Origin of the sequence: Cellulosimicrobium funkei (assembly GCF_900155925.1) — a bacterium.
GTDB lineage: Bacteria > Actinomycetota > Actinomycetes > Actinomycetales > Cellulomonadaceae > Cellulosimicrobium > Cellulosimicrobium funkei.
In genome coordinates, this window is the sequence record NZ_FTMI01000004.1 from 177779 (window position 1) to 198571 (window position 20793).

Annotated in this window: 17 protein-coding genes and 1 riboswitch; of the genes, 10 read left to right on the forward strand and 7 right to left on the reverse strand. The window is 75.5% G+C overall.

Annotated features, from left to right (window positions below):
* Positions 1-73: 73 nt before the first annotated feature.
* The 3 genes from BXA05_RS11885 to BXA05_RS11895 form a co-directional block, all read right to left on the reverse strand.
* Entirely contained in the window at positions 74-787 is a 714-nt protein-coding gene (locus BXA05_RS11885; RefSeq protein WP_143311137.1) for a DUF6518 family protein, read from the reverse strand.
* 173 nt (positions 788-960) lie between these two features.
* Positions 961-1536: a Clp protease N-terminal domain-containing protein gene (locus BXA05_RS11890; RefSeq protein ID WP_076405120.1), complete on the reverse strand. Its 576-nt coding sequence runs from the start codon at positions 1534-1536 to the stop codon at positions 961-963.
* A gap of 1 nt (position 1537) precedes the next feature.
* On the reverse strand, positions 1538-1759 hold the full coding sequence (locus BXA05_RS11895; protein ID WP_076405121.1) for a helix-turn-helix domain-containing protein: 222 nt from the start codon (positions 1757-1759) through the stop codon (positions 1538-1540).
* 209 nt (positions 1760-1968) lie between these two features.
* On the opposite strand from BXA05_RS11895, the gene sucC reads away from it, so the two are divergent.
* The 3 genes from sucC to BXA05_RS11910 all read left to right on the forward strand — a co-directional run bounded on the left by sucC (position 1969) and on the right by BXA05_RS11910 (position 5483).
* On the forward strand, positions 1969-3138 hold the full coding sequence (sucC, locus tag BXA05_RS11900; RefSeq protein ID WP_021482339.1) for an ADP-forming succinate--CoA ligase subunit beta: 1170 nt from the start codon (positions 1969-1971) through the stop codon (positions 3136-3138).
* A gap of 37 nt (positions 3139-3175) precedes the next feature.
* Positions 3176-4066: a succinate--CoA ligase subunit alpha gene (sucD, locus tag BXA05_RS11905; RefSeq protein WP_021482340.1), complete on the forward strand. Its 891-nt coding sequence runs from the start codon at positions 3176-3178 to the stop codon at positions 4064-4066.
* Between the two features lie 166 nt (positions 4067-4232).
* Entirely contained in the window at positions 4233-5483 is a 1251-nt protein-coding gene (locus BXA05_RS11910; RefSeq protein ID WP_076405335.1) for a cell division protein PerM, read from the forward strand.
* A 147-nt stretch (positions 5484-5630) separates the two neighbouring features.
* On the opposite strand, the gene BXA05_RS20715 is transcribed toward BXA05_RS11910, so the two are convergent.
* The gene (locus BXA05_RS20715) at positions 5631-6242 is read right to left on the reverse strand and encodes a hypothetical protein (RefSeq protein WP_061266880.1); all 612 of its coding nucleotides are present in this window, start codon (positions 6240-6242) and stop codon (positions 5631-5633) included.
* Between the two features lie 138 nt (positions 6243-6380).
* Here BXA05_RS20715 and purN point away from each other — a divergent pair, with 138 nt between their 5' ends.
* Complete coding sequence (gene purN / locus BXA05_RS11920) at positions 6381-7022, forward strand: phosphoribosylglycinamide formyltransferase (RefSeq protein ID WP_076405122.1); 642 nt, start codon at positions 6381-6383, stop codon at positions 7020-7022.
* On the opposite strand, the gene BXA05_RS20295 is transcribed toward purN, so the two are convergent.
* Positions 7019-7639: an ArsR/SmtB family transcription factor gene (locus BXA05_RS20295; protein ID WP_076405123.1), complete on the reverse strand. Its 621-nt coding sequence runs from the start codon at positions 7637-7639 to the stop codon at positions 7019-7021. The two genes, purN and BXA05_RS20295, sit on opposite strands and share 4 nt — an antisense overlap.
* A 104-nt stretch (positions 7640-7743) precedes the next feature.
* Here BXA05_RS20295 and BXA05_RS11930 point away from each other — a divergent pair, with 104 nt between their 5' ends.
* Together BXA05_RS11930 and purH are read left to right on the forward strand one after the other, a co-directional pair.
* Positions 7744-9126, forward strand: a complete 1383-nt coding sequence (locus BXA05_RS11930; protein ID WP_076405124.1) for an MFS transporter — start codon at positions 7744-7746, stop codon at positions 9124-9126.
* A gap of 4 nt (positions 9127-9130) precedes the next feature.
* A riboswitch (ZMP/ZTP riboswitch) is annotated at positions 9131-9219 on the forward strand.
* 60 nt (positions 9220-9279) lie between these two features.
* Positions 9280-10974 carry a bifunctional phosphoribosylaminoimidazolecarboxamide formyltransferase/IMP cyclohydrolase gene (gene purH / locus BXA05_RS11935; RefSeq protein WP_076405125.1) on the forward strand — a complete coding sequence of 565 codons (1695 nt, stop codon included), beginning with the start codon at positions 9280-9282 and terminating at the stop codon, positions 10972-10974.
* 84 nt (positions 10975-11058) lie between these two features.
* Here purH and BXA05_RS11940 read toward each other — a convergent pair whose 3' ends face one another.
* Complete coding sequence (locus BXA05_RS11940) at positions 11059-12453, reverse strand: FAD-dependent oxidoreductase (RefSeq protein ID WP_083711835.1); 1395 nt, start codon at positions 12451-12453, stop codon at positions 11059-11061.
* 54 nt (positions 12454-12507) lie between these two features.
* Here BXA05_RS11940 and BXA05_RS11945 point away from each other — a divergent pair, with 54 nt between their 5' ends.
* On the forward strand, positions 12508-12939 hold the full coding sequence (locus BXA05_RS11945) for a DUF3017 domain-containing protein (RefSeq protein WP_061266885.1): 432 nt from the start codon (positions 12508-12510) through the stop codon (positions 12937-12939).
* 157 nt (positions 12940-13096) lie between these two features.
* On the opposite strand, the gene BXA05_RS11950 is transcribed toward BXA05_RS11945, so the two are convergent.
* Positions 13097-14167 carry an MIP/aquaporin family protein gene (locus BXA05_RS11950; protein WP_076405126.1) on the reverse strand — a complete coding sequence of 357 codons (1071 nt, stop codon included), beginning with the start codon at positions 14165-14167 and terminating at the stop codon, positions 13097-13099.
* A 373-nt stretch (positions 14168-14540) separates the two neighbouring features.
* On the opposite strand from BXA05_RS11950, the gene BXA05_RS11955 reads away from it, so the two are divergent.
* From BXA05_RS11955 to BXA05_RS11965, 3 genes are all read left to right on the forward strand, one after another.
* A complete protein-coding gene (locus tag BXA05_RS11955) occupies positions 14541-15758 on the forward strand; it encodes an NADP-dependent isocitrate dehydrogenase (RefSeq protein WP_021482263.1) in 1218 nt (405 codons plus the stop codon).
* A gap of 152 nt (positions 15759-15910) precedes the next feature.
* A complete protein-coding gene (locus BXA05_RS11960; protein WP_076405127.1) occupies positions 15911-16897 on the forward strand; it encodes a malate dehydrogenase in 987 nt (328 codons plus the stop codon).
* Positions 16898-17071: 174 nt separating this feature from the next.
* The gene (locus BXA05_RS11965) at positions 17072-20701 is read left to right on the forward strand and encodes an ATP-binding cassette domain-containing protein (RefSeq protein WP_076405128.1); all 3630 of its coding nucleotides are present in this window, start codon (positions 17072-17074) and stop codon (positions 20699-20701) included.
* The last annotated feature ends 92 nt before the right edge of the window (positions 20702-20793 follow it).

Consider the following 20793-nt stretch of genomic DNA (forward strand, 5'->3'; position numbering starts at 1 on the left):
CGCACCACGCTCCGACACACAGGGCGCTCGACCGGCCGGTCGGGCGCCCTGTGCGCGTGGGCCGTCTGCCGCGTCAGCCGATCGTGCCGAGCGCGCGATAGGCGAGGACGAACGCCGTGGCGACGACGGCGGTGCCCCCCGCGGCGACGGCCACCGGGACGGGGCCGCGCAGGCGCCGGGCCAGCACGGCGCCGAGCAGGACGAGCGACGCGAGCCCGATCACCACCCAGTACGTGGCGCCCGTCGTCTCGACGACCGTGGTGAGCCCGTACACCGACTCGCCGAGGCCGATGCCCGCGAGCACCGCCGTGCCGAGAGCCGCGCGCACCCCTGCCCGCCACAGCCACGCCGCCGCGACCCCGACGAACGGGCCGACGACGAGACCGACCACCCCGAACAGCGTCGGGTCGTAGAAGAACCCGCGCAGGTCGGCGGCGACCGTGTACCCGAGGGTGAGCAGCACGAAGCTCGCGGCACCGAGCACGGCGGCGTGCCAGGTCCGCGTCCGCGCGTCGCGGGCGGCCCAGGCGACGAGGAGCGCCGTGAGCAGCGTCCAGCCGCTCGCCGAGTTCGCGAAGGGGGCCGCGGCGTCGGGCAGGAAGCCCTGGGCGAAGGAGGTGAGGCCGCCGAGCAGGAAGCTCGCGGCGAGCACGACGGCGCCCCGCGCCCACGGCTGCCCACCGAGCGCCGGGGCGTCGGCGTGGCGACCCGGCGCGGGGCGCGTGCGGAGGGCGGGGGCGTCGGAGCGGGCGTCCGAGCGGCGGGGGAGCGCAGTCTGGTCGGGCACACCCCGACGGTAGGTGCGTCGGCCGCCACGGGGCGTCAGCCCGTCGTCGGGCACGAGCGCGCGCCCGGTCCTCCCGTGGCAGGACGACCGAGCCCGAGGAGCCTGCCGTGACGCTGCCGTCGGCCGCCCGTCCCGTCCCTGGCCCGACCGCGACGTGCGGCGCTGCGTGCCGGTCAGGACGCCGCGCGGTGGCGGGTCGCGAGCGCCGCGCGCAGCCCGGCGTCGTCGGACCCGGCGGCCGCGAGCGCGCCGGTGAGCGCCCGGTGCGCCGTCGAGCCCGTGCTGCGCGCGACGGCGGCGAGGACGTGGCCCGAGTCGATCACGCGCGACGCGTCGTGCACTGCCTCGCGGAGCGAGAGCTCGAGCACCTTCTTCGCCTCGGGAGTGAACGGGACGTGCGAGCGGCTTCGACGGCGCCCGCGGCCCCGCGCCTCGTCCCCTGCCCGGTCGAGCGCGCCGGGGCCGAACGCGGCGTCCGTGCGGGCCCGGACCTGGTCCAGGTCGATCCCGAGCGCCGCGAGCGCGGGGCCGTCGAGGGGATCGAGCCCACCGGCTGCGTCGACCTCGCGCTCGAGGTCGGCCGGACTCACGCCGACCGCACCGAGCGCGGCCGCCCCGGCGCTGCCCTCCTGCCGGGCGAGCGACAGGAGCAGGTGCACCCCGTCGATCGTGTCGTCGCCGCGTTCCCGCGCGACCTCCTGGGCGCCGACCACGGTCTCCCGGGCGTCTGCGGCGAAGCGTTCGAACATGTCACGACCTCCTCGTGGTGCGGGACGAGCCGTACTTCTTGTGCACGGCCTGACGCGTGACGCCGAGCCGGTCGGCGATCTCCTGCCAGGACCAGCCGAGCGACCGGGCGTGCTCGACCTGGAGCGCCTCGAGGCGCTCGGCCAGCACGCGCAGCGACCGCACGGCCCGCAGCCCGACATCCGGGTCGGTGCTGCTCGCGGCGTCCATGTCGACGGGTTCCATGCGTGTCAATCTAGGTTGACGCTCGGCGTAATGTCAACGGTGGTTGACGCTCGTCGTGCGGGGTGACGAAGGGAACACCGGTCCGCGAGCCACCGCAGCGGCCCCGGATAGGCGCGCCCCGGAGCGGGGGCTACCCTGTACGGGGATGTCTTGATGTCGAGACATCGGTCATGCCGCACACGGCGCATCAGACGGAAGGACGCAGCAGGGTGGACCTGTTCGAATACCAGGCGCGTGACATCTTCGAGAAGCACGGCGTGCCCGTGCTGGGCGGGGTCGTCGCGACGACGCCCGAGGAGGCCCGCGCGGGAGCCGAGAAGCTCGGCGGGGGCACCGTGGTCGTCAAGGCCCAGGTGAAGACCGGCGGCCGCGGCAAGGCCGGCGGCGTCAAGCTCGCCCACTCGCCCGAGGAGGCCGCCGAGAAGGCGTCCGAGATCCTCGGCATGGACATCAAGGGCCACACCGTCCACCGCGTGATGGTGGCGCAGGGTGCCAAGATCGCCGAGGAGTTCTACTTCTCGGTGCTGCTGGACCGCTCGAACCGCAACTACCTCGCCATGTGCTCCGTCGAGGGCGGCATGGAGATCGAGCAGCTCGCCGTCGAGCGCCCCGAGGCGCTCGCCAAGGTCGCCGTCGACCCGATCGTGGGCATCGACGAGGCGAAGGCGCGCGAGATCGTCGACGCCGCGGGCTTCGCCGAGGAGCTCAAGGCGCCGGTCGCCGACGTCATCCGCTCGCTGTGGACCGTGTTCACGGCCGAGGACGCGACGCTCGTCGAGGTGAACCCGCTCGTCCGCACCGAGGACGGCTCGATCATCGCGCTCGACGGCAAGGTCACGCTGGACGACAACGCGTCGGAGGTCCGTCACCCGGACCACGAGGCGCTGGAGGACAAGGAGTCGACCGACCCGCTCGAGGCCAAGGCCAAGGAGAACGGCCTCAACTACGTCAAGCTCGACGGCGAGGTCGGCATCATCGGCAACGGCGCCGGGCTCGTCATGAGCACGCTCGACGTCGTCGCGTACGCGGGCGAGGAGCACGGCGGCGTCAAGCCGGCGAACTTCCTCGACATCGGCGGCGGCGCGAACGCGCAGGTCATGGCGAACGGTCTCGACGTCATCCTCAACGACCCGCAGGTCAAGTCGGTCTTCGTCAACGTCTTCGGTGGCATCACCGCGTGCGACGAGGTCGCGAAGGGCATCGTGGGCGCGCTCGAGATCCTCGGCGACGAGGCGACCAAGCCGCTCGTCGTGCGCCTCGACGGCAACAACGTGGAGCTCGGCCGCGCGATCCTGCGCGAGGCGAACCACCCGCTCGTGACCCTCGCCGAGACCATGGACGGCGGTGCCGCCAAGGCGGCCGAGCTGGCCAACGCCTGATCGCCCGTAGACGCGGAAAGCTGAGACAGAGAACACCATGTCGATCTACCTGAACTCCGACTCCAAGATCATCGTCCAGGGCATCACCGGCGGGATGGGTGCCAAGCACACCGCCCTCATGCTCGACTCGGGCGCGCAGATCGTCGGCGGCGTCAACGCCCGCAAGGCCGGCACGACCGTCACGCACAAGGACCACGAGGGCAACGACGTCACGCTGCCGGTGTTCGGCACCGTCGCCGAGGCGATGGCCGAGACGGGCGCGAACGTGTCCGTCCTGTTCGTCCCGCCGGCGTTCACCAAGGACGCCGCGATCGAGGCGATCGACGCCGAGATGCCGCTCATCGTCGTCATCACCGAGGGCGTGCCCGTCCAGGACACGGCCGAGGTCTGGGCGTATTTGCAGGGCAAGGGCACGCGCATGATCGGCCCGAACTGCCCCGGCATCATCACGCCGGGCGAGTCGCTCGCCGGCATCACCCCGCACACCATCACGGGCAAGGGCCCGGTCGGTCTCGTGTCGAAGTCGGGCACGCTGACCTACCAGATGATGTACGAGCTCAAGGACCTCGGCTTCTCGACCGCCATCGGCATCGGCGGCGACCCGATCGTCGGCACCACGCACATCGACGCGCTCGAGGCGTTCGAGAACGACCCCGAGACCAAGGCGATCGTCATGATCGGCGAGATCGGCGGGGACGCCGAGGAGCGCGCCGCGGCGTACATCAAGGAGCACGTCACGAAGCCGGTCGTCGGCTACGTCGCGGGCTTCACGGCTCCCGAGGGCAAGACGATGGGCCACGCCGGCGCCATCGTCTCCGGCTCCGCGGGCACCGCCCAGGCGAAGAAGGAGGCCCTGGAGGCCGTCGGCGTCAAGGTCGGCAAGACGCCGTCCGAGACCGCCGCGCTCCTGCGCGAGGTCCTCGCCTGACCCCTGGCTCCGTCGGGCCGCACGGCCCGCTGCCACGCCGTACGACGCCCCGCGACCGGTCCGCCGGTCGCGGGGCGTCGTCGTCCCCGGAGCCGGGGGCGCCGGTAGTCTGGCGCGCCGGGGCGAATGCCCTGAACCGACCTCTCGATCGACGACGATGGGCACCATGAGCACCACCAGCACGACTCGCGGTGCGCGCACGCGCACCGTGGAAGGCAGCCCGGCACCCGCACCCGTCGGGGTGCGTCGTGCACCGTCCGGCGTGCTCGCCGCGCTCCAGGCGCTCACCCTGTCGCTCGCCGTCGTCGTGCTCCCGGGCGTCGTCGCCTTCCTGGCGTCCTCGACCGGGGCGTCCGAGGGGACGGGCTGGGGGCAGTCGGTCACCGTCGCGGCGGGCTTCTGGCTCCTCGGCCACGGCGTCCCGCTCGTCGCGAGCGGCACGACGGTCACCCTCGTGCCGCTCGGTCTCACCGCCCTCGCGCTCTTCTGCTGCTTCGCGTCGGCACGCCGCTCGGCGCACACCGCGGTCTCCGCCTGGGTGGCCGGCACCGCCACGTACGCGCTCGCGACGCTCGGCGTCGCGCTGCTCGCCGGCTCGACGCCGCCCTGGGGGCTCGGGGTCGCCGTCGTCGGAGGAGCCGTCGTCGGGGGGCTCGGGCTCGGCGGCGGGATCCTCGCGCGCCCGGACGCGCCGTTCGTCGCCGACCTCGCCGGGCGTCTCGACCGGGTCGTACCGCCGACGGTGCGGCTCGGGCTGCGGGGCGGTCTGCTCGGCACGAGCCTGCTCGCCGGGGCGTCCGCCGTGGTCGTCGGCGCGTGGCTCGTCGCGGGCCGCGCGACGTCGGGCGACATCGTCGCCGGGCTCGTGCCCGGGACCGTCGGGGGGATCGTCCTCGCACTCGGCCAGCTCGCCGTGCTGCCCAACCTCGTGGCGTGGGCCGGGGCGTGGCTCGTCGGCCCCGGGTTCGCCGTGGGCGAGGGGAGCACGTTCGCGCCCGGCGGGTCGGAGCCGGGCGCGCTGCCCGCGATCCCGCTCCTCGGGGCGCTGCCCGGCGACGACTGGACCAACGCCCTCACGCCCTGGGTGCCGGCCGGCGTCGTCGCGCTCGGCGTCGTCGCGGGCGTGTTCGTCTGGCGGCGCCTGCGCGACGTGACGGGCACCCACCCGGACGACGTCGTCCCCTGGTCCGCCGTCGTCCTCGCGCTCGCCGGCGTCGCGCTCGCGTCCGGCCTGCTCGTCGGGCTCGTGAGCTGGCTCGCCGGGGGAGCGGTGGGCCCCGGCCGGCTCGAGGTCGTGGGCGCGGACGCGCTCCTCGTCGGCGCGCTCGCCGCGGCCGAGATCGGCGGCGGCGCCGCGCTCGCCGTCCTGTGGTCCCGGCTGGAGGTCCTGGGCCGGCGCCACGGCGACGCCGGCTGACCCTCGCGCAGGCGGGTCGCCGGGGCGGACCGGGCAGGAGCTGCCGCGCGGCGTCGTCCGCGGCGGCCGGCCCCCCGGGGTCGCCGGCACCGTCACGCGTTCACCGTCGACGAGCTGCGTCGTGAACGGGTGAGGAGCCTCGACGCGTCAGGAGGACGCGGGGGCGGGGGTCGGGAACCAGCGGGCGAACTTCTCCTCGAGCGCGTGCGTGCGCTCGACGTCGCAGCGCTTCTCGGCCGAGACGGTGATCGCGCCGTCGAGGCACTGCTGGTGCGCGAGCGCGACGTCCCACGTGACGAGCGTCGAGACCATCTGGAGCGCGAGCATGGCCGAGAGCCCGACGCCGATCCCGAGGGCCGGGACGAGCGCGCCGCGCACGCGGGCGCGCCAGACGGCCAGCAGCGCCCGGATGCCCACGACGATCGCGCCGAGCGCGAGCGCGAGGCTCACGGCCTGCCACGGGAACGGCATGGTGCTCACGACGATGACGGCGAGCAGGAGCAGGCCGAAGTGCAGGGTGCGCCGCGTCGCCTGCCGGGCGAGCTCCGGGTCGGGCTCCGCGGGCTCGGGCGGCGCGGGGCGCCGGTGGCCCGGCCCGGCCTGCTGGTCCGGGCGCGCGGGGGCCGGGGGGATCGGCGCGGGGGCGGGGCCCGGTGCAGGCGCCGGCGCGTCCGGACGCGCTCCGTCCTCCGGCTGCGCGGGCTCGGGTCGAGGCTGCTGCGGCGCGTCGGGACGGGGCGGTGCGTACGGGTTGCCCACGGGCAGCTCCTCGGTCGGTCGGGCGGCTCGCGGTACATTCTCCCATCGGAGGCTGCGTGCCCCGACGGGCGTCCCACCGGCCCGCCGCCGCGGTCGCGCTCCGTGACCCGCGACCCCTCGAAACCCCGCAGGAGCACCGTGCAGACGCCGTCCGGCCACCCCGTCGAGTCCACCTCCGCCGCCCGCGTCGTCGTGCTGGTGTCGGGGGCGGGCAGCAACCTCGCGGCGCTCCTCGCCGCGCACGACGACGCTGCGTACGGCGCGCGCGTCGTGGGCGTCGTCTCCGACAAGGCGGACGCCGGCGGCCTGGACCTCGCCCGCGAGGCGGGCGTCGCCGCCGTGGTCGTGGCCCCCGGGGACTTCGCGGACCGGGCCGCGTGGAACGAGGCCGTCGCGCAGGCGGTGGACGTGTTCCGGCCCGACCTCGTGGTCCTCGCCGGGTTCATGCGCATCCTCGGCCCCGCGTTCGTGGGCCGCTTCGCGGGCCGCACGCTCAACACCCACCCCGCGCTCCTGCCGTCCTTCCCCGGCGCGCACGGCGTGCGCGACGCGCTCGCCTACGGCGTGCGCGTCACGGGCTGCACGGTCCACGTGGTCGACGACGGCGTGGACACCGGCCCGATCGTCGCCCAGGTCGCGGTGCCGGTCGAGGACGGCGACGACGTGTCGTCGCTGCACGAGCGCATCAAGGTGGCCGAGCGCGCGCTGCTCGTCGAGACCGTGGGGCGCGTGGCGCGCGAGGGCCTGCGCGTCGACGGACGCCGGGTCGTGCTGGGCTAGTCGGCGGGCGTCTCGGCCCGTCGGCCGGAGGCGTCCTCTCCCGGCGGGGGCGTGGGGTCGTCGTCGTCCGCCGGGGGCAGGTCGCGCGGGGCGAGCACCGCGAGCACCTGGTAGGTCTCGCGGCGCGCCTCGGGGTCCGCGCGCCCCTCCTCGAGCGCGCGCGTGTTCCAGCGCCCGACGAGCTCCTGGAGCTCGCGCGACATCGTCGTCGCCTGCTCGGGGCTGAGCACGAGCGTGCTCAGCGCGAGGATCCGGTCCTCGCGCGCACCCATCGCGCTCCCGCGGCGGAACGTCTCCTCGGCCCAGGCGAGCGCCGGGCGGACGACGTGGCGCACCGCGTCCGGCGTCCCGGGCTCCACCGCGTAGGTCTCCGCGACGTTCTTCCAGACGCGGTCCCGCCGGTCCCGGGCGTGCTCGGGCGCCTCGACGATCATGCCCGCCCGGGCAAGGACCCGCAGGTGGAAGCTCACGGAGTTGGCGGGCTCCCCGGTGGCCCGGGCGAGGTCGGCCGCGCGCGCGTGCCCGAGGACGGCGAGCTCCATGAGGATCCGTTGGCGCAGCGGGTGCGCGATCGCGCGCAGCGCCGCGGGGTCCTGGACGTGGAAGGTCTCGAGCACAGGCCGAGGCTAGCAACGCCCAAGTGTTCCGCACGGGGGAGTGCTCACCACAAAGTGCGCAACGACTATTGCGCAACTCTCGTTGCGCACGTAGGTTCTCCTCCATGTCGAACCCACCCCCCGCGCCCCCGGGACCCCGCACCGCTCCGTCGTCCGACCCCGGTGCCACGGTCGGCCTCGCGCCGGACGCGCCGCCGTCGCTCCTGCGCAACCGGTCCTACCTGCTGCTCATGACCGGGCTGACCGCGGAGTCGCTCGGTGCCGGGGTGGCGCTCTTCGCGGTGCCGCTCGTGGCGTACGGGCTCACCGGGTCCGTCGTGCAGGCGGGGGTGGTGGCCGCCGTCGGGCAGGTGGGGGCGCTCCTGGCGACGCTGCCCGCGGGTGTCGTCGCCGACCGCGTGGACCGCCGCCGCCTCGTCGTGGCCGCGGCGACCGTCGGGGCGCTGCTCTGGACGACCGTCGCGGTGGCCGCCGGCGCCGGGTCGCACTCCGCGTGGCACCTCGCCGCCGTCCTGTTCGGGGCCTCGGTCGTCGGTGCGCTCGTGGACCCGGCGACGAGCGGCGCGTTCCGCTCGGTCGTGCCGGTGCCGCAGCTCCCGACGGCGCTCGCGGCCGCCCAGGGCCGGGACGCAGTGGCGAGCCTGCTCGCCGGCCCGCTCGGCGGGGCGCTCTACGCCGTCGCGCACGCCGTGCCGCTCGCCGGGGCCGCGATCGGGCACGCGGCGACCGCGGTGTGCACGTGGCTCGTGCGCGAGCCGCTCAACGGCGACGTCGCGGCCGCGCGCGCCACCCGGCCCGTCGCGGCGCTGCGCGAGGGGCTGCGCTTCGTGTGGTCCGTGCCGCTGTTCCGAGCGCTGCTCGGCCTGTTCGTCGTCATCAACGTCGCGTTCGGCAGCCTCATGGTCGGCATCAACCTCGAGCTCGTGCGGACGGGCACCGCGCCGCTCCTCATCGGCCTGGTCGACCTCGCGGTCGGCGTGGGCGTGCTCGTCGGGGCAGTGCTCGTACCCCGGCTCGTCGCGCGGGTCCGCGCGGGGGCGCTCGTCGTCGCGGCGCTCGGGGTGCTCGCCGCGGGGTCCGTCGTCATGGCCGTGCTGGAGTCGTACGCGGCCTACCTCGCGGTGCTGCCGTTCGCCCTCCTGCTCGTGCCGGCCGTGAACGCGGGCCTGTCGGGGTACGCCGCGGCCGTCACCCCGCCGCAGCTCCAGGGCCGGCTCGCGTCCGTGCTCGGGCTCACCGGCCTCGCGGCGGGCCCGCTCGTCCCGCTCGTCGGCAGCGGGCTCCTCGACCGGTTCGGGCTCGGGACCGCGCTCGCGGTGCTCGCGGGGCTCCTCGTCGTCACGGTCGCGGTCCTCAGCGCGGTCCGCCCGCTCTGGCGGGTCGGCACGCCCGACACCTGGGCCGACGACGCGGCCGCCCTCGCGGCGTCGGGGGTCGTGCCCGGTGCGGTCCCGGCCGAGCCGGGGGCGCCGCCGTCGGGCCGCTAGACTGGACGACGGCCGCGACTGGCGAGGGTGGGAACGACCACCGGGGAGCGGCCGGATCTACCTGCTGGAGCGTCGACCGCCTGGGCGCCTGGGTTCTGCCACTCGCGTCGGCTCCGTCGGCGCGGCGACCGCGACCCAGAGGAGCCCCTCGTCATGTCCCACCCGGCCCCGCACGTGCCCTCCGCCCCCGACGTCCAGCTCACCGACGACTCGCGGCGCCCCGTGCGCCGCGCGCTCCTGAGCGTCTACGACAAGACGGGCCTCGTCGAGCTCGCGACGGCGCTGCACGCCGCGGGTGTCGAGCTCGTCTCCACCGGCTCGACGGCGTCGACCGTCGCGGCCGCGGGCGTCCCGGTGACGAAGGTCGAGGACCTCACCGGGTTCCCCGAGTGCCTCGAGGGGCGGGTCAAGACGCTCCACCCGCGCGTGCACGCCGGCATCCTCGCGGACTCGCGCAAGGCCGACCACCTCGCGCAGCTCGACGAGCTCGGCATCGCGCCGTTCGAGCTCGTCGTCGTCAACCTCTACCCGTTCGCCGCGACCGTGGCGTCGGGCGCGGGACCGGACGAGGTCGTCGAGCAGATCGACATCGGCGGCCCGTCGATGGTCCGCGCGGCGGCGAAGAACCACCCGAGCGTCGCGGTCGTCGTGGACCCGGCCCGGTACGACGACGTCGTCGCGGCCGTGCAGGCGGGCGGCTTCACCTACGCGCAGCGCAAGGCGCTCGCCGCCGCGGCGTTCGTGCACACCGCGACCTACGACGTCGCCGTCGCGTCCTGGATGGGCAACGTCGTCGCGCCGACGGACGCGGTCCCGGTCGAGGGCGGCGCCGAGGGCGAGACGGTGAGCACGGGCTTCCCGGCGTGGATCGGCGCCACGTGGGACCGCGCCGACGTGCTGCGGTACGGCGAGAACCCGCACCAGCGCGCCGCGCTCTACACGGTCGGCCACGGCGCGACGGGGCTCGCCCAGGCGACGCAGCTCCACGGCAAGGCGATGAGCTACAACAACTACGTCGACGCCGACGCGGCGTGGCGCGCCGCGCACGACCACGACGAGCCGGCCGTCGCGATCATCAAGCACGCGAACCCGTGCGGCATCGCGGTCGGGACGGACGTCGCCGAGGCGCACGCGCGCGCCCACGCGACCGACCCCGTGTCGGCCTACGGCGGCGTCATCGCCGCGAACCGCGCGGTGACGAAGGCAGCCGCTGAGCAGATCGCGCCCGTCTTCACCGAGGTGGTCGTGGCGCCCGGGTTCGAGCCCGACGCGCTCGAGGTGCTGCGGGCGAAGAAGAACCTGCGTCTCCTCGTCGTCGACGCCCCGCCGACGACGACCGTCGAGACCCGCCCGGTCAGCGGCGGGCTGCTCGTGCAGAGCACGGACCGGGTCGACGCGGTCGTGACCGACGCCGAGGGGAACGTCACCGGCGGCGACGCGCCCGAGCACTGGACGCTCGTCACGGGGGACGCCGCCGACGACGCGACGCTCGCCGACCTCGCTTTCGCGTGGCGCGCGATCCGCGCGGCGAAGTCGAACGCGATCCTCCTCGCGCGCGACGGGGCCGCCGTCGGGGTCGGGATGGGGCAGGTCAACCGCGTCGACTCGTGCCGCCTCGCGGTCGAGCGCGCCAACACGCTCGCGGACGGCGAGGAGCGGGCCCGGGGCGCCGTCGCGGCGTCCGACGCGTTCTTCCCGTTCGCGGACGGCCTGCAGATCCTGCTCGACGCCGGCGTGCGCGCCGTCGTCGCGCCGGGTGGGTCCATCCGCGACGCCGAGGTGATCGAGGCCGCCCGGGCCGCGGGCGTGACGATGTACTTCACGGGGACGCGTCACTTCGCGCACTGACCCGTCCCGCTCGACGGCCCGCCGGTCCTCGGACCGGCGGGCCGTCGCGCTCGCGGTCGCGGGCGAGGGGGCGAGGCGAGGGCGTCAGGCGAGGGCGTCGCGCAGGCGCCGGGCCGGGTCGAGCGCGACGTCGAGGTCGACGCGCAGGCGGCCCGTCCGGTTCATCGCCTTGCGCACGGGACCGACGTCGCGCGGCGAGTCGACCAGGAGCACGGCCCGGACGTCGGTGCCCCGGGCGGTCGGGTCGTCGGCGGCGGGGCCGCCGGGCTCGGAGCGTGCCGCGGGCGCGAGGTAGAACGCGGCCCAGCCCTCGTGGCCGGTGGCGCCGCCCGCGGGGTCGCCGCGCAGCACGACCTCGTCGCCCTCGGCGGGCACGCCGAACAGCGCGAGGTCGTGCCCGAGCTGCTGGGAGAACACGTACGGCGCGTGCGCGGCCCGGTCGCCGCCGTCGCCGAGCAGCGCCGCGACGGTCGCGTCCGGGTCGTGGAGCGCCGCCGACCAGTGCCCGCCCGGGACAGGACCGAGCACGGGGTGGTCGCGGTTCGCGCAGTCGCCGACCGCCCAGAGGCCGGGCAGCCCCGGCACGGCGCCGTCCGCGTCCACGGTGACGCCGCCGCGCGCGTCGCGGGGCACGACGCTGTCGAGCCAGTCGGTGGCGGGGCGGGCGCCCACGGCGGCGAGCACGACGTCGGCCGGCAGCTCGCGGCCGTCGGCGAGCCGGACGCCGTCGGGCCGGACCTCCGCGACGGTGGCGCCGGTGACGAGCTCGGCACCCGCGGCCGCGTACCAGGGCGCGAGGTGCACCCCGACGTCCGGGCCGAGCTGGCGGTGCAGCGGCGCACCCGCGGCCTCGACGACGGTGACGTGCGCACCGGCGCCCGCCGCGACGCCGGCGAGCTCCGCGCCGATCCACCCGGCCCCGACGAGGACGAGGCGCAGGCCCGGCCGGAGCGCGGCGCGCAGGGCGTCGGCGTCGGCCGCGGTGTGGAGCACGCGCGCGTGCTCCCAGCCGCGCGGCCGCACGGGCACGGAGCCGACCGCGAGCACGACGGCGTCGGCGACGAGGCGGTCGCCCGACCGCGTCTCGACGGACCAGCCGGAAGCGTCGGCGGTCCCGACCCGCTCGAGGCGCACGGCCGGGTCGGCGAGGCGGACGTCGTCGGCGAGCGCGTCGACGTCCACCCCGAGGTCGTCGGCGAGCCACGCGGGGGAGGGCCGGCTGAGGAGCTCCTTCGACAGGGGCGGGCGGTCGTACGGCGGCACGCCCTCCGCGCCGAGCAGCGTGACGCGCCCGGTGTAGCCGCGGCGGCGGAGCGCGGCGAGGGTCTGGGCGCCCGCGAGCCCGGCGCCGACGACGACCACGGACGACGGCGGCCCGCCGTCGTGCCGGGTGGTCGCCGGGCCGGCCGCAGGGCCGGTCGCGGGATCGGTCGAGGTGGCGGGGGGAGCGGACGGGACCGGCGGCACGACGGACGGCATGCACGTCACGCTAGGGCACGACGGTAGGCTTCCGGGCGTGGAAGGTGCAGCAGCGTGAGCGACGTCACCGCGGACGGGGGGACGCGGCACCGGCCACGCGCGACGCTCGTGCCGGTGTGGCACCACGTCGACGACGAGACCGGCGACGGGACGGCTCCCGAGGGCGCCCCGGTGCCCGACGACGCGACCCCGCCCCCGGTGCCCGAGCCGCCCGCGAGCCTCGCGCCGTCCCGCCAGCCCGCGATGTGGCTGGTCCTCGCGGGCGTCGCCGTCGCCACGGTCGTGGCCGTCCTCGCCGGTGCGCGGGCGGGCTGCTTCGCGCTCTCCGGGCTGCTCGCCGTCGCGGGCGTGTGCCGCGCGGCGATCCCGGGCCCCGGCCCGGTCGGCATCACCGTCCGGTCGCGCGGGCTCGACGTCTTCTTCTTCCTCGCGCCCGCAGCGGTCATGGCGTTCCTCGCGCTGAGCCTGGACCAGGGCGAGCTCTGACGTCCCCGCGCGGAGCGCGGCCGACGTGCGGCCCGCGCGACGTGCGCACCCGCGCGACGAGCGACCCGCACGAGGTGCGGCCTGCACGAGGTGTGGCCTGCACGACGACGGGCCCGGACCGCGTGCGCGGTCCGGGCCCGTCGGGCGTGCGAGAGGGTCAGGCCCGCGGGGCCGTGCCCTCGCCGGGGGCCGGGGCGTCGGGGTCGTCGGTCTCGACCTCCGTCTCGACGACCTCCTCGACCGCGACCACGTCACCGTTCTCGTCCGTGACGACGACGGCCTCCTCGACGACGGTGCCCGCACCGGCGCCGACGACGGCCGCGCCCGCACCGGCGGCGGAGCCACCGGCGACCTCGGCCTCGGTCAGCGTGACGACGTGGTCCTCGCCGAGCAGGTCGTCCTGCTTCGGGGCGAACGCGAACGCCCGGTAGAAGAGGCCCGCGATCGCGGCGCCGAGGAGCGGCGCGACCCAGAAGACCCACTGCTGCTTCCACAGGTCCCCGTCGCCCGCGAAGACGGCCGACGCCATGGAGCGGGCCGGGTTGAGCGAGGCGTTCGTGACGGGCACCGCGACGAGGATCAGGGCGGTGAGGGTGAGGCCGATGACGACCGGCGCGTACTGCACGGTCGCGCGCTTGTCGGTCACGCCGAGGATCACGCCGACGAACACCGCGGTCGCGATGGTCTCGATGAGCAGCGCGGCGAGCAGCCCGAACTCGGTGCCGCCCTGCGACGCCGTGGAGAGGGACGAGAAGTCGCCGTAGCCGTTCGCGGTCGAGACGAACAGGCCGCCGCGGTCCTCCTGCCCGACGAGCGCGGGCAGCGAGTTCGGGACGGTGGCGAGCAGGACGAGGCCCGCGAGGAGCGCGCCGACGAGCTGCGCGACCCAGTAGGGCAGCACGTCGCGCCACGCGGTGCGGCCGCCGATGGCGGCGCCGAGCGTCACCGCCGGGTTGAAGTGGCCGCCGGAGACGTTGCCGACGGCGGCGGCGCCGGCGAGCAGCGCGAGGCCGCCCGCGAGAGCGACCGCGAGGGCGTTCTGCTGGCTGACGAAGGTGTACAGCGCCACACCGATGATCGCGAGGACGAGGAAGAACGTGCCGAAGACCTCGGCGCCGAGGCGCGCGAGGAGGCTGGGCTGGACGACAGCGACGGCCTCGGTCTGCGCGGGGCGCGCGTCGTCGACGTAGCCCTCCGGTGCGCCGGGAGCGGTGGTGTCCTGGGACATGATGATCCTGTCTGGTTCGGTGGGAACTTCGGGCAGTCCCGGCCCGGTGTGCCACGGTGCGGCACCGGCGGGCCGTCGGGACGACGGCACGATGCCTGACCGAGTGCCCGGCCATTCCGGCATCTGGGGGCATCTTGCCACCACCACCCGGGAGATGCGTGGAGATCTGCGGTGCTGCACCTGAGAACGGACGCCGGGTCTCACGATCCGAACGGTCCGCCGGGCGTCGCCAAAGTATCTTGACGTCGAGAAGTCGAGTACCCTGGACCGCGGTCAGCAACGCCCTCGTGTGCGACGGACCGGGCCCACGGGCCGCACGGTCGCCGTCCGACACCCGGGGGCTCCAGTCCCCGACAGTTGGAGCGATCTGCGCATGGGCAAGATCAAGGTCGTCAACCCGGTCGTCGAGCTCGACGGCGACGAGATGACGCGCATCATCTGGCAGTTCATCAAGGACCGCCTCATCCACCCGTACCTCGACGTGGACCTCAAGTACTACGACCTGTCGATCCAGAACCGCGACGCGACCGACGACCAGGTCACGATCGACGCCGCGCACGCGATCAAGCAGTACAACGTCGGCGTCAAGTGCGCGACGATCACGCCCGACGAGGCGCGCGTCGAGGAGTTCGGCCTGAAGAAGATGTGGGTCTCGCCGAACGGCACGATCCGCAACATCCTCGGTGGCGTCGTCTTCCGCGAGCCGATCATCATCTCCAACATCCCGCGCCTCGTGCCGGGCTGGAACAAGCCGATCATCATCGGCCGTCACGCCCACGGCGACCAGTACAAGTCGACGAACTTCAAGGTCCCCGGCCCGGGCAAGATCACGATGACCTTCGAGCCGGCCGACGGCTCCGAGGCGCAGAAGTTCGAGGTCGTGACCATGCCCGAGGAGGGCGGCGTCGCGATGGGCATGTACAACTTCAACGAGTCGATCCGCGACTTCGCGCGCGCCTCGTTCGCGTACGGCCTCCAGCGCGAGTACCCCGTGTACCTCTCGACGAAGAACACGATCCTCAAGGCCTACGACGGCGCCTTCAAGGACATCTTCCAGGAGGTGTTCGACGCCGAGTTCGCCGAGGCGTTCGCCGCCAAGGGCCTCACCTACGAGCACCGCCTCATCGACGACATGGTCGCCTCGGCCATGAAGTGGGAGGGCGGCTACGTCTGGGCCTGCAAGAACTACGACGGCGACGTCCAGTCCGACACCGTCGCGCAGGGCTTCGGCTCGCTCGGCCTCATGACGTCGGTCCTCATGACCCCGGACGGCCAGACCGTCGAGGCCGAGGCCGCGCACGGCACGGTGACGCGCCACTACCGCCAGCACCAGCAGGGCAAGCCGACGTCGACGAACCCGATCGCGTCGATCTTCGCCTGGACGCGTGGCCTCATGCACCGCGGCAAGCTCGACGGCACGCCGGAGGTCACCGAGTTCGCGCAGACGCTCGAGGACGTCGTCATCAAGACGGTCGAGTCCGGCAAGATGACGAAGGACCTCGCGCTCCTCATCGGCCCGGACCAGGAGTGGCTGACGACGGAGGAGTTCCTCGCCGCGCTCGACGAGAACCTCAAGGCGCGCCTGGGCTGATCCGGCCCGCACCGCACGCCCGACGGCGGCGTCCCCTGCGCAGGGGGGGGCGCCGCCGTCGTCGTTCCCGGGGGCCGCAGAGGCGGGAGTCGGCACCGGCGGGCGCGCCGCCCCGCGCGTCCGGGCGGGTCGCGTTGTGGGAGAGTGAGCGCATGACTTCCCCCGTGAACGTGACGGTGACCGGCGCGGCCGGTCAGATCGGTTACGCGCTGCTGTTCCGCATCGCGTCGGGCCAGATGCTCGGCCCCGACACCCCCGTGCGCCTGCGCCTCCTCGAGATCCCGCAGGGTGTGAAGGCCGCCGAGGGCACGGCCATGGAGCTGGACGACTGCGCGTTCCCGCTGCTCGCCGGCATCGACATCTTCGACGACCCGACGCCCGCGTTCGAGGGCACGAACGTCGCGCTGCTCGTCGGCGCCCGTCCGCGCGGCCCGGGCATGGAGCGCGGCGACCTGCTCGAGGCGAACGGCGGCATCTTCAAGCCGCAGGGCCAGGCGATCAACGCGGGCGCGGCGGACGACGTCCGCGTCCTCGTCGTCGGCAACCCCGCGAACACGAACGCGCTCATCGCGGCGTCGAACGCGCCCGACGTCCCGAAGGACCGGTTCACCGCGATGACGCGCCTGGACCACAACCGCGCGCTCACGCAGGTCGCGAAGCGTGCGGGCGTCCCGGTGTCCGAGGTGCGCAAGGTGACCATCTGGGGCAACCACTCGGCCACGCAGTACCCCGACCTCTTCCACGCGGACGTCGCGGGCACGCCGGGCGCGCGGCTCGCCGAGGACCGCGAGTGGCTGGAGAGCACGTTCATCCCGACGGTCGCGAAGCGCGGCGCGGCGATCATCGACGCGCGCGGCGCCTCGTCGGCGGCGTCGGCGGCGAACGCGGCGATCGACCACGTGCACGACTGGGTCCTCGGCACGCCCGAGGGCGACTGGACGAGCGCGGGCGTCGTGTCGGACGGGTCGTACGGCGTCCCGACCGGCCTCATCTCGTCGTTCCCGGTGGTCTCGCGCGGCGGGTCGTGGGAGATCGTCCAGGGCCTGGAGCTCTCGGAGTTCTCGCGCGGGCGCGTCGACGCGTCGGTCGCGGAGCTCCAGGAGGAGCGTCAGGCCGTCGAGGAGCTCGGCCTGGTCTGAGCCGTACCGCCGCGGCCCGGGTCCTTCGGGACCCGGGCCGCGCTGCGTCCGGGGCCGACCCGAGCCGACGCTGGCCGGCCCGGGTCGTCCCCGCGCCGACCGGGCCGGGCAGGGGCTGCGGGCGGCGAAAATCCCTGCGTCGGCGGGGGTGGGTCGCCGTAGGGTCGTGGGGCCATGATCGACGCCTCCCTGCCGACCGAGCAGCCCACGAACCCCCCGTCCGACCCGCACGCCGCGCCGTCGGCCGCCGCCCCGCGCTCGACCGACCCCGCCCGGCGCCTGGACTGGCGCCGCCTGCGCGGCCCGCAGGCCGTCCTCGCGCTGCTCGCGCTCACCGTCGGCGCGGTCGGCGCCGCGCTGGGCACCGTCATCGCCGGGTGGCTCGCCGAGGACCCGACGACGGCGACGCTCCAGCTCCTCGCCGCGTGCGTCGTCGGCGCGGCGCTGCTCGACACCGTCGGCCAGGTCGTGTGGGCGGGCGTCGTCGACCGCGCCGAGGGCCGCCTGCGCGGCGACCTCCTCACCGCGGCGCTGCACCAGCCGCTCGCCACGCTCACGGAGCAGGCGGTCGGCGAGGTGCTCGACCGTGTCGACGACGACACGCACGCCGTCGGCACGCTCGTGCGCCGTCAGCTCTGGGGCGCGGGCCGCACCGTCGTCGGCGTGCTGCCGATGTGGGTCGTCGCCGGCCTCACGTGGTGGCCCGCGTGGGTCCTCTTCCCGGTGCTGGGGGCGGTCGCGTGGTTCATCGTGCGCCCGATGCTGGGCGAGATCGCGCGCCGCAAGGTCATCGAGGAGATGGCGTGGACGGACCACGCGGCAGCGTTCGAGGAGTCCGTGGCCGCGCGGGACGACCTGCGCACGAGCCTCGGGCAGTCGTTCGCGATCCGGCGCCTCGCCGAGCGCTCGGCCCGGGTGCACCGGAAGTTCGAGGCCGTGCTCGTCGTCGAGGCGCGCATGCTCCGCCGCGCCGGTCTCGTGCTCGCCTCGCTGCTCGCGGGCGTGGCCCTGGCGGGCGCCGCGCTCGCCGCGGACGGCGACCTGGGCGTCGACCGGCTCGTCACCCTGTTCCTCGTGACCGCGCTCTTCGTCGGGCAGGTGGACAACCTGGTCCACCACCTCCCGGACATCCAGGAGGGCCTGGGCGCGCTCACGCGCATCCGGCAGATGCTCGCCGTCGAGCCCGAGCCGACGGGCGGGCGCACGCTGCCCGCCGGGCCGGTCGGGATCGAGGTGCGCGACCTGCACTTCTCCTACGCCGAGGGCACGTTCGCGCTCGACGGGGTGGACCTGCACGTGCCCGCGGGGGAGACGGTCGCACTCGTCGGGCGCACCGGCTCGGGCAAGTCGACCCTCGCGTCGCTGCTCTCGCGCGCGGTCGAGCCGCCGCGCGGCGCCGTGCTCGTCGGCGGCGTGGACGTGCGCGACCTCGACCTCCAGGCGCTGCGCGCGGCGGTCGGCGTCGTCACGCAGCGCACCGAGATCCTCGCGGGCACGCTCGCGGAGAACGTCGCGCTGTTCGCGGACGTCCCGCGCTCCGACGTCGAGGCCGCCGTGCGCGAGCTGCGGCTCGACGACTGGGTCGCGGGCCTGCCCGACGGCCTGGACACCCTGCTCGGTCCCGGCGGGACGTCGCTCTCGGCGGGGGAGGAGCAGCTCGTCGCGTTCGCGCGCCTGCTGGTCCGCGACGTGCAGGTCGTCGTGCTCGACGAGGCGACGGCGCGCATGGACCCGCTCACGGAGGCGCGCGTCGTCGCCGCGTCGGAGCGGCTGCTCGCGGGGCGCACGGGCGTGCTCGTGGCGCACCGGCTCACGACGATCGAGCGGGCCGGGCTGCTGGCCGTCCTCGACCACGGCCGGGTCGTGCAGCAGGGCGAGCGCGCCGCGCTCGCCCACGCCCCCGGTCCCTACCGCGACCTGCTCGTCGCGAGCGTCGCGCAGGACGGCGGACCGCGCGGCGACGACGTCGACGACCTCGCGCCCGGCGACCCGGCGCCCGCCGCCGCGCCCGCGGCCGCGCAGGACCATGCGGGCGCCGAGGGCGACACGCCCGCGGCCCGCGCCTCCGACGCGGTCGGCGGACGCCGACGGCGCGGCGAGCCACCGGTCCTCGACGACCCGGGCGACGGGCCGAGCCTCGCGCGCGGCGTCGCGCACGCCCTGTTCGTCCGCCCGGCGTGGGGCGTGGTGGGCGCGGTCCTGTTCCTCGTCACGAGCCTCGTCTCGGCCCAGGGCGCCGTCACCGGCTTCCTCTGGGGCCAGGCGGTCCAGGACCTCGACTCCGGCTTCCCGGCGCGTCAGCTCGTGCCGCTCGCCGTGCTGCTCGTGGTCGCGCCCCTGTGCCTCGCGTGGGCGCTGTACGTCTACCCGCGCTGGTGGGTCGAGGTGCTGCTGCGCGTGCGCATGGCGGTCATGGCGGGCCAGACCCGTCAGCACCGGCTCACGGCCACGCCGCCCGGCGAGGTCGTCGCCCGTGCCATGGACGCCGACCGGTTCGTCCGGTACGCCGACCGCTGGGTCGACTTCGTCAACGGTCTGGTCATTGCGGGCGTCACCGCGCTGCTCAGCCGGTCGTGGCTCGCCGGCGCGGTGCTCCTCGCCGTCATGGTCGTGTCCGCGGCGGCGTCGGCGCTCGGGCGGCCGATCGCCGGGCGGTCGGCGACACGCTCGTCGGCCGCGCGCGCCCGGTTCGGCCGCGCGCTCGTCTCGGCGCTCGACTCCGCGCGGACGGTGAAGCTCGCCGCCCGTACGCCGCAGGTGCACGCGCACCTGCGCGAGGTGGACGCCGGGCGCGTGCGCGCCGCCGTCTTCGAGCACCGCGTGCAGGCCGCGCTCGACGGTGTCCCCCTCGTCATGATCCAGCTCGGCGTCGTCGCGGCGTGGGCCGGGCTGCTCACCGGGACGTGGGACCTCGCGACGGCGCTCCTCGTCGCCAACGCCGTGACCGGCTTCGGCTGGTTCGGGGTCGTCGCGGGCGCCGTCGTGACCGAGGCGCCCGGCACGCGCTCGTGGCAGCGCGCGACGAGCCGGTTCGCCGCCGGGACGGACCTCATGGACCTGCCGCCCGGCGTCGACCTGCTCACGGGCGCCGCCCCCACGCCCGACCCGGGCCCCCGGCGGCCGCTCGAGCGGATCGACCTGGACGGCGTGACCGCGCTGCACGACGACGGCACGATCGGTGTCCAGGACGTCGACCTGTCCGTCGGCCGCGGCGAGCTCGTGCTGCTGCTCGGGCAGGTCGGCGCGGGCAAGTCGAGCCTGCTCTCGGCGCTCGCGGGCCTCATGGAGCACACGGGCCGCATCCGCTGGAACGGCACGGACGTCGTCGACGCCCAGACGTTCCTGCGGCCGGGCCAGGTCGCGCACGTCGCGCAGGTGCCGCGCGTGCTGTCGGGGACGTTCGCGGACAACGTGCGGCTCGGCCACGAGCGCGACGTCCACGGGCCCGTCGCGGCCGCGCGGCTCGAGCGGGACGTCGTCGAGGCGGGCGGGCACGAGGCGCTCGTCGGGCACCGTGGCGTCCGGCTCTCGGGCGGCCAGGTCCAGCGGCTCGCCCTGGCCCGGGCGCTCGCGACCGACGCCGAGCTGCTGCTGGCCGACGACGTCTCCAGCGCGCTCGACGCGGCGACGGAGATCGAGCTGTGGGAGTCGCTGCGCGAGCGGGGGACCACGGTCGTGGGCGCGACGTCCAAGCGCGCGGCGCTCGCCCGGGCGGACCGCGTGGTCGTGCTCGACGAGGGCCGGGTCGCCGCCGTCGGGCCGTGGTCCGAGCTCGCCCCGCGCTGGGGCCATCTCGCGGGCTGACCACCGCGACCTCCCGGACCCGGGGCCGCCCCCGTCAGGACCTCCTGAGCGGGGCGACCCCGGGTTCGTCGTGCCCGGGCAACGGCGTTGCA

What these genes read in the sequence shown, in the direction of transcription:
- BXA05_RS11890 (WP_076405120.1), bottom strand. Translation starts at nt 1,536, where the DNA reads ATGTTCGAACGCTTCGCCGCAGACGCCCGGGAGACCGTGGTCGGCGCC.
- BXA05_RS11955 (WP_021482263.1), top strand. Translation starts at nt 14,541, where the DNA reads ATGGGCAAGATCAAGGTCGTCAACCCGGTCGTCGAGCTCGACGGCGAC.
- BXA05_RS11950 (WP_076405126.1), bottom strand. Translation starts at nt 14,167, where the DNA reads ATGTCCCAGGACACCACCGCTCCCGGCGCACCGGAGGGCTACGTCGAC.
- BXA05_RS11965 (WP_076405128.1), top strand. Translation starts at nt 17,072, where the DNA reads ATGATCGACGCCTCCCTGCCGACCGAGCAGCCCACGAACCCCCCGTCC.
- BXA05_RS11910 (WP_076405335.1), top strand. Translation starts at nt 4,233, where the DNA reads ATGAGCACCACCAGCACGACTCGCGGTGCGCGCACGCGCACCGTGGAA.
- sucD (WP_021482340.1), top strand. Translation starts at nt 3,176, where the DNA reads ATGTCGATCTACCTGAACTCCGACTCCAAGATCATCGTCCAGGGCATC.
- BXA05_RS11960 (WP_076405127.1), top strand. Translation starts at nt 15,911, where the DNA reads ATGACTTCCCCCGTGAACGTGACGGTGACCGGCGCGGCCGGTCAGATC.
- BXA05_RS11940 (WP_083711835.1), bottom strand. Translation starts at nt 12,453, where the DNA reads ATGCCGTCCGTCGTGCCGCCGGTCCCGTCCGCTCCCCCCGCCACCTCG.
- BXA05_RS11930 (WP_076405124.1), top strand. Translation starts at nt 7,744, where the DNA reads ATGTCGAACCCACCCCCCGCGCCCCCGGGACCCCGCACCGCTCCGTCG.
- BXA05_RS11895 (WP_076405121.1), bottom strand. Translation starts at nt 1,759, where the DNA reads ATGGAACCCGTCGACATGGACGCCGCGAGCAGCACCGACCCGGATGTC.
- purH (WP_076405125.1), top strand. Translation starts at nt 9,280, where the DNA reads ATGTCCCACCCGGCCCCGCACGTGCCCTCCGCCCCCGACGTCCAGCTC.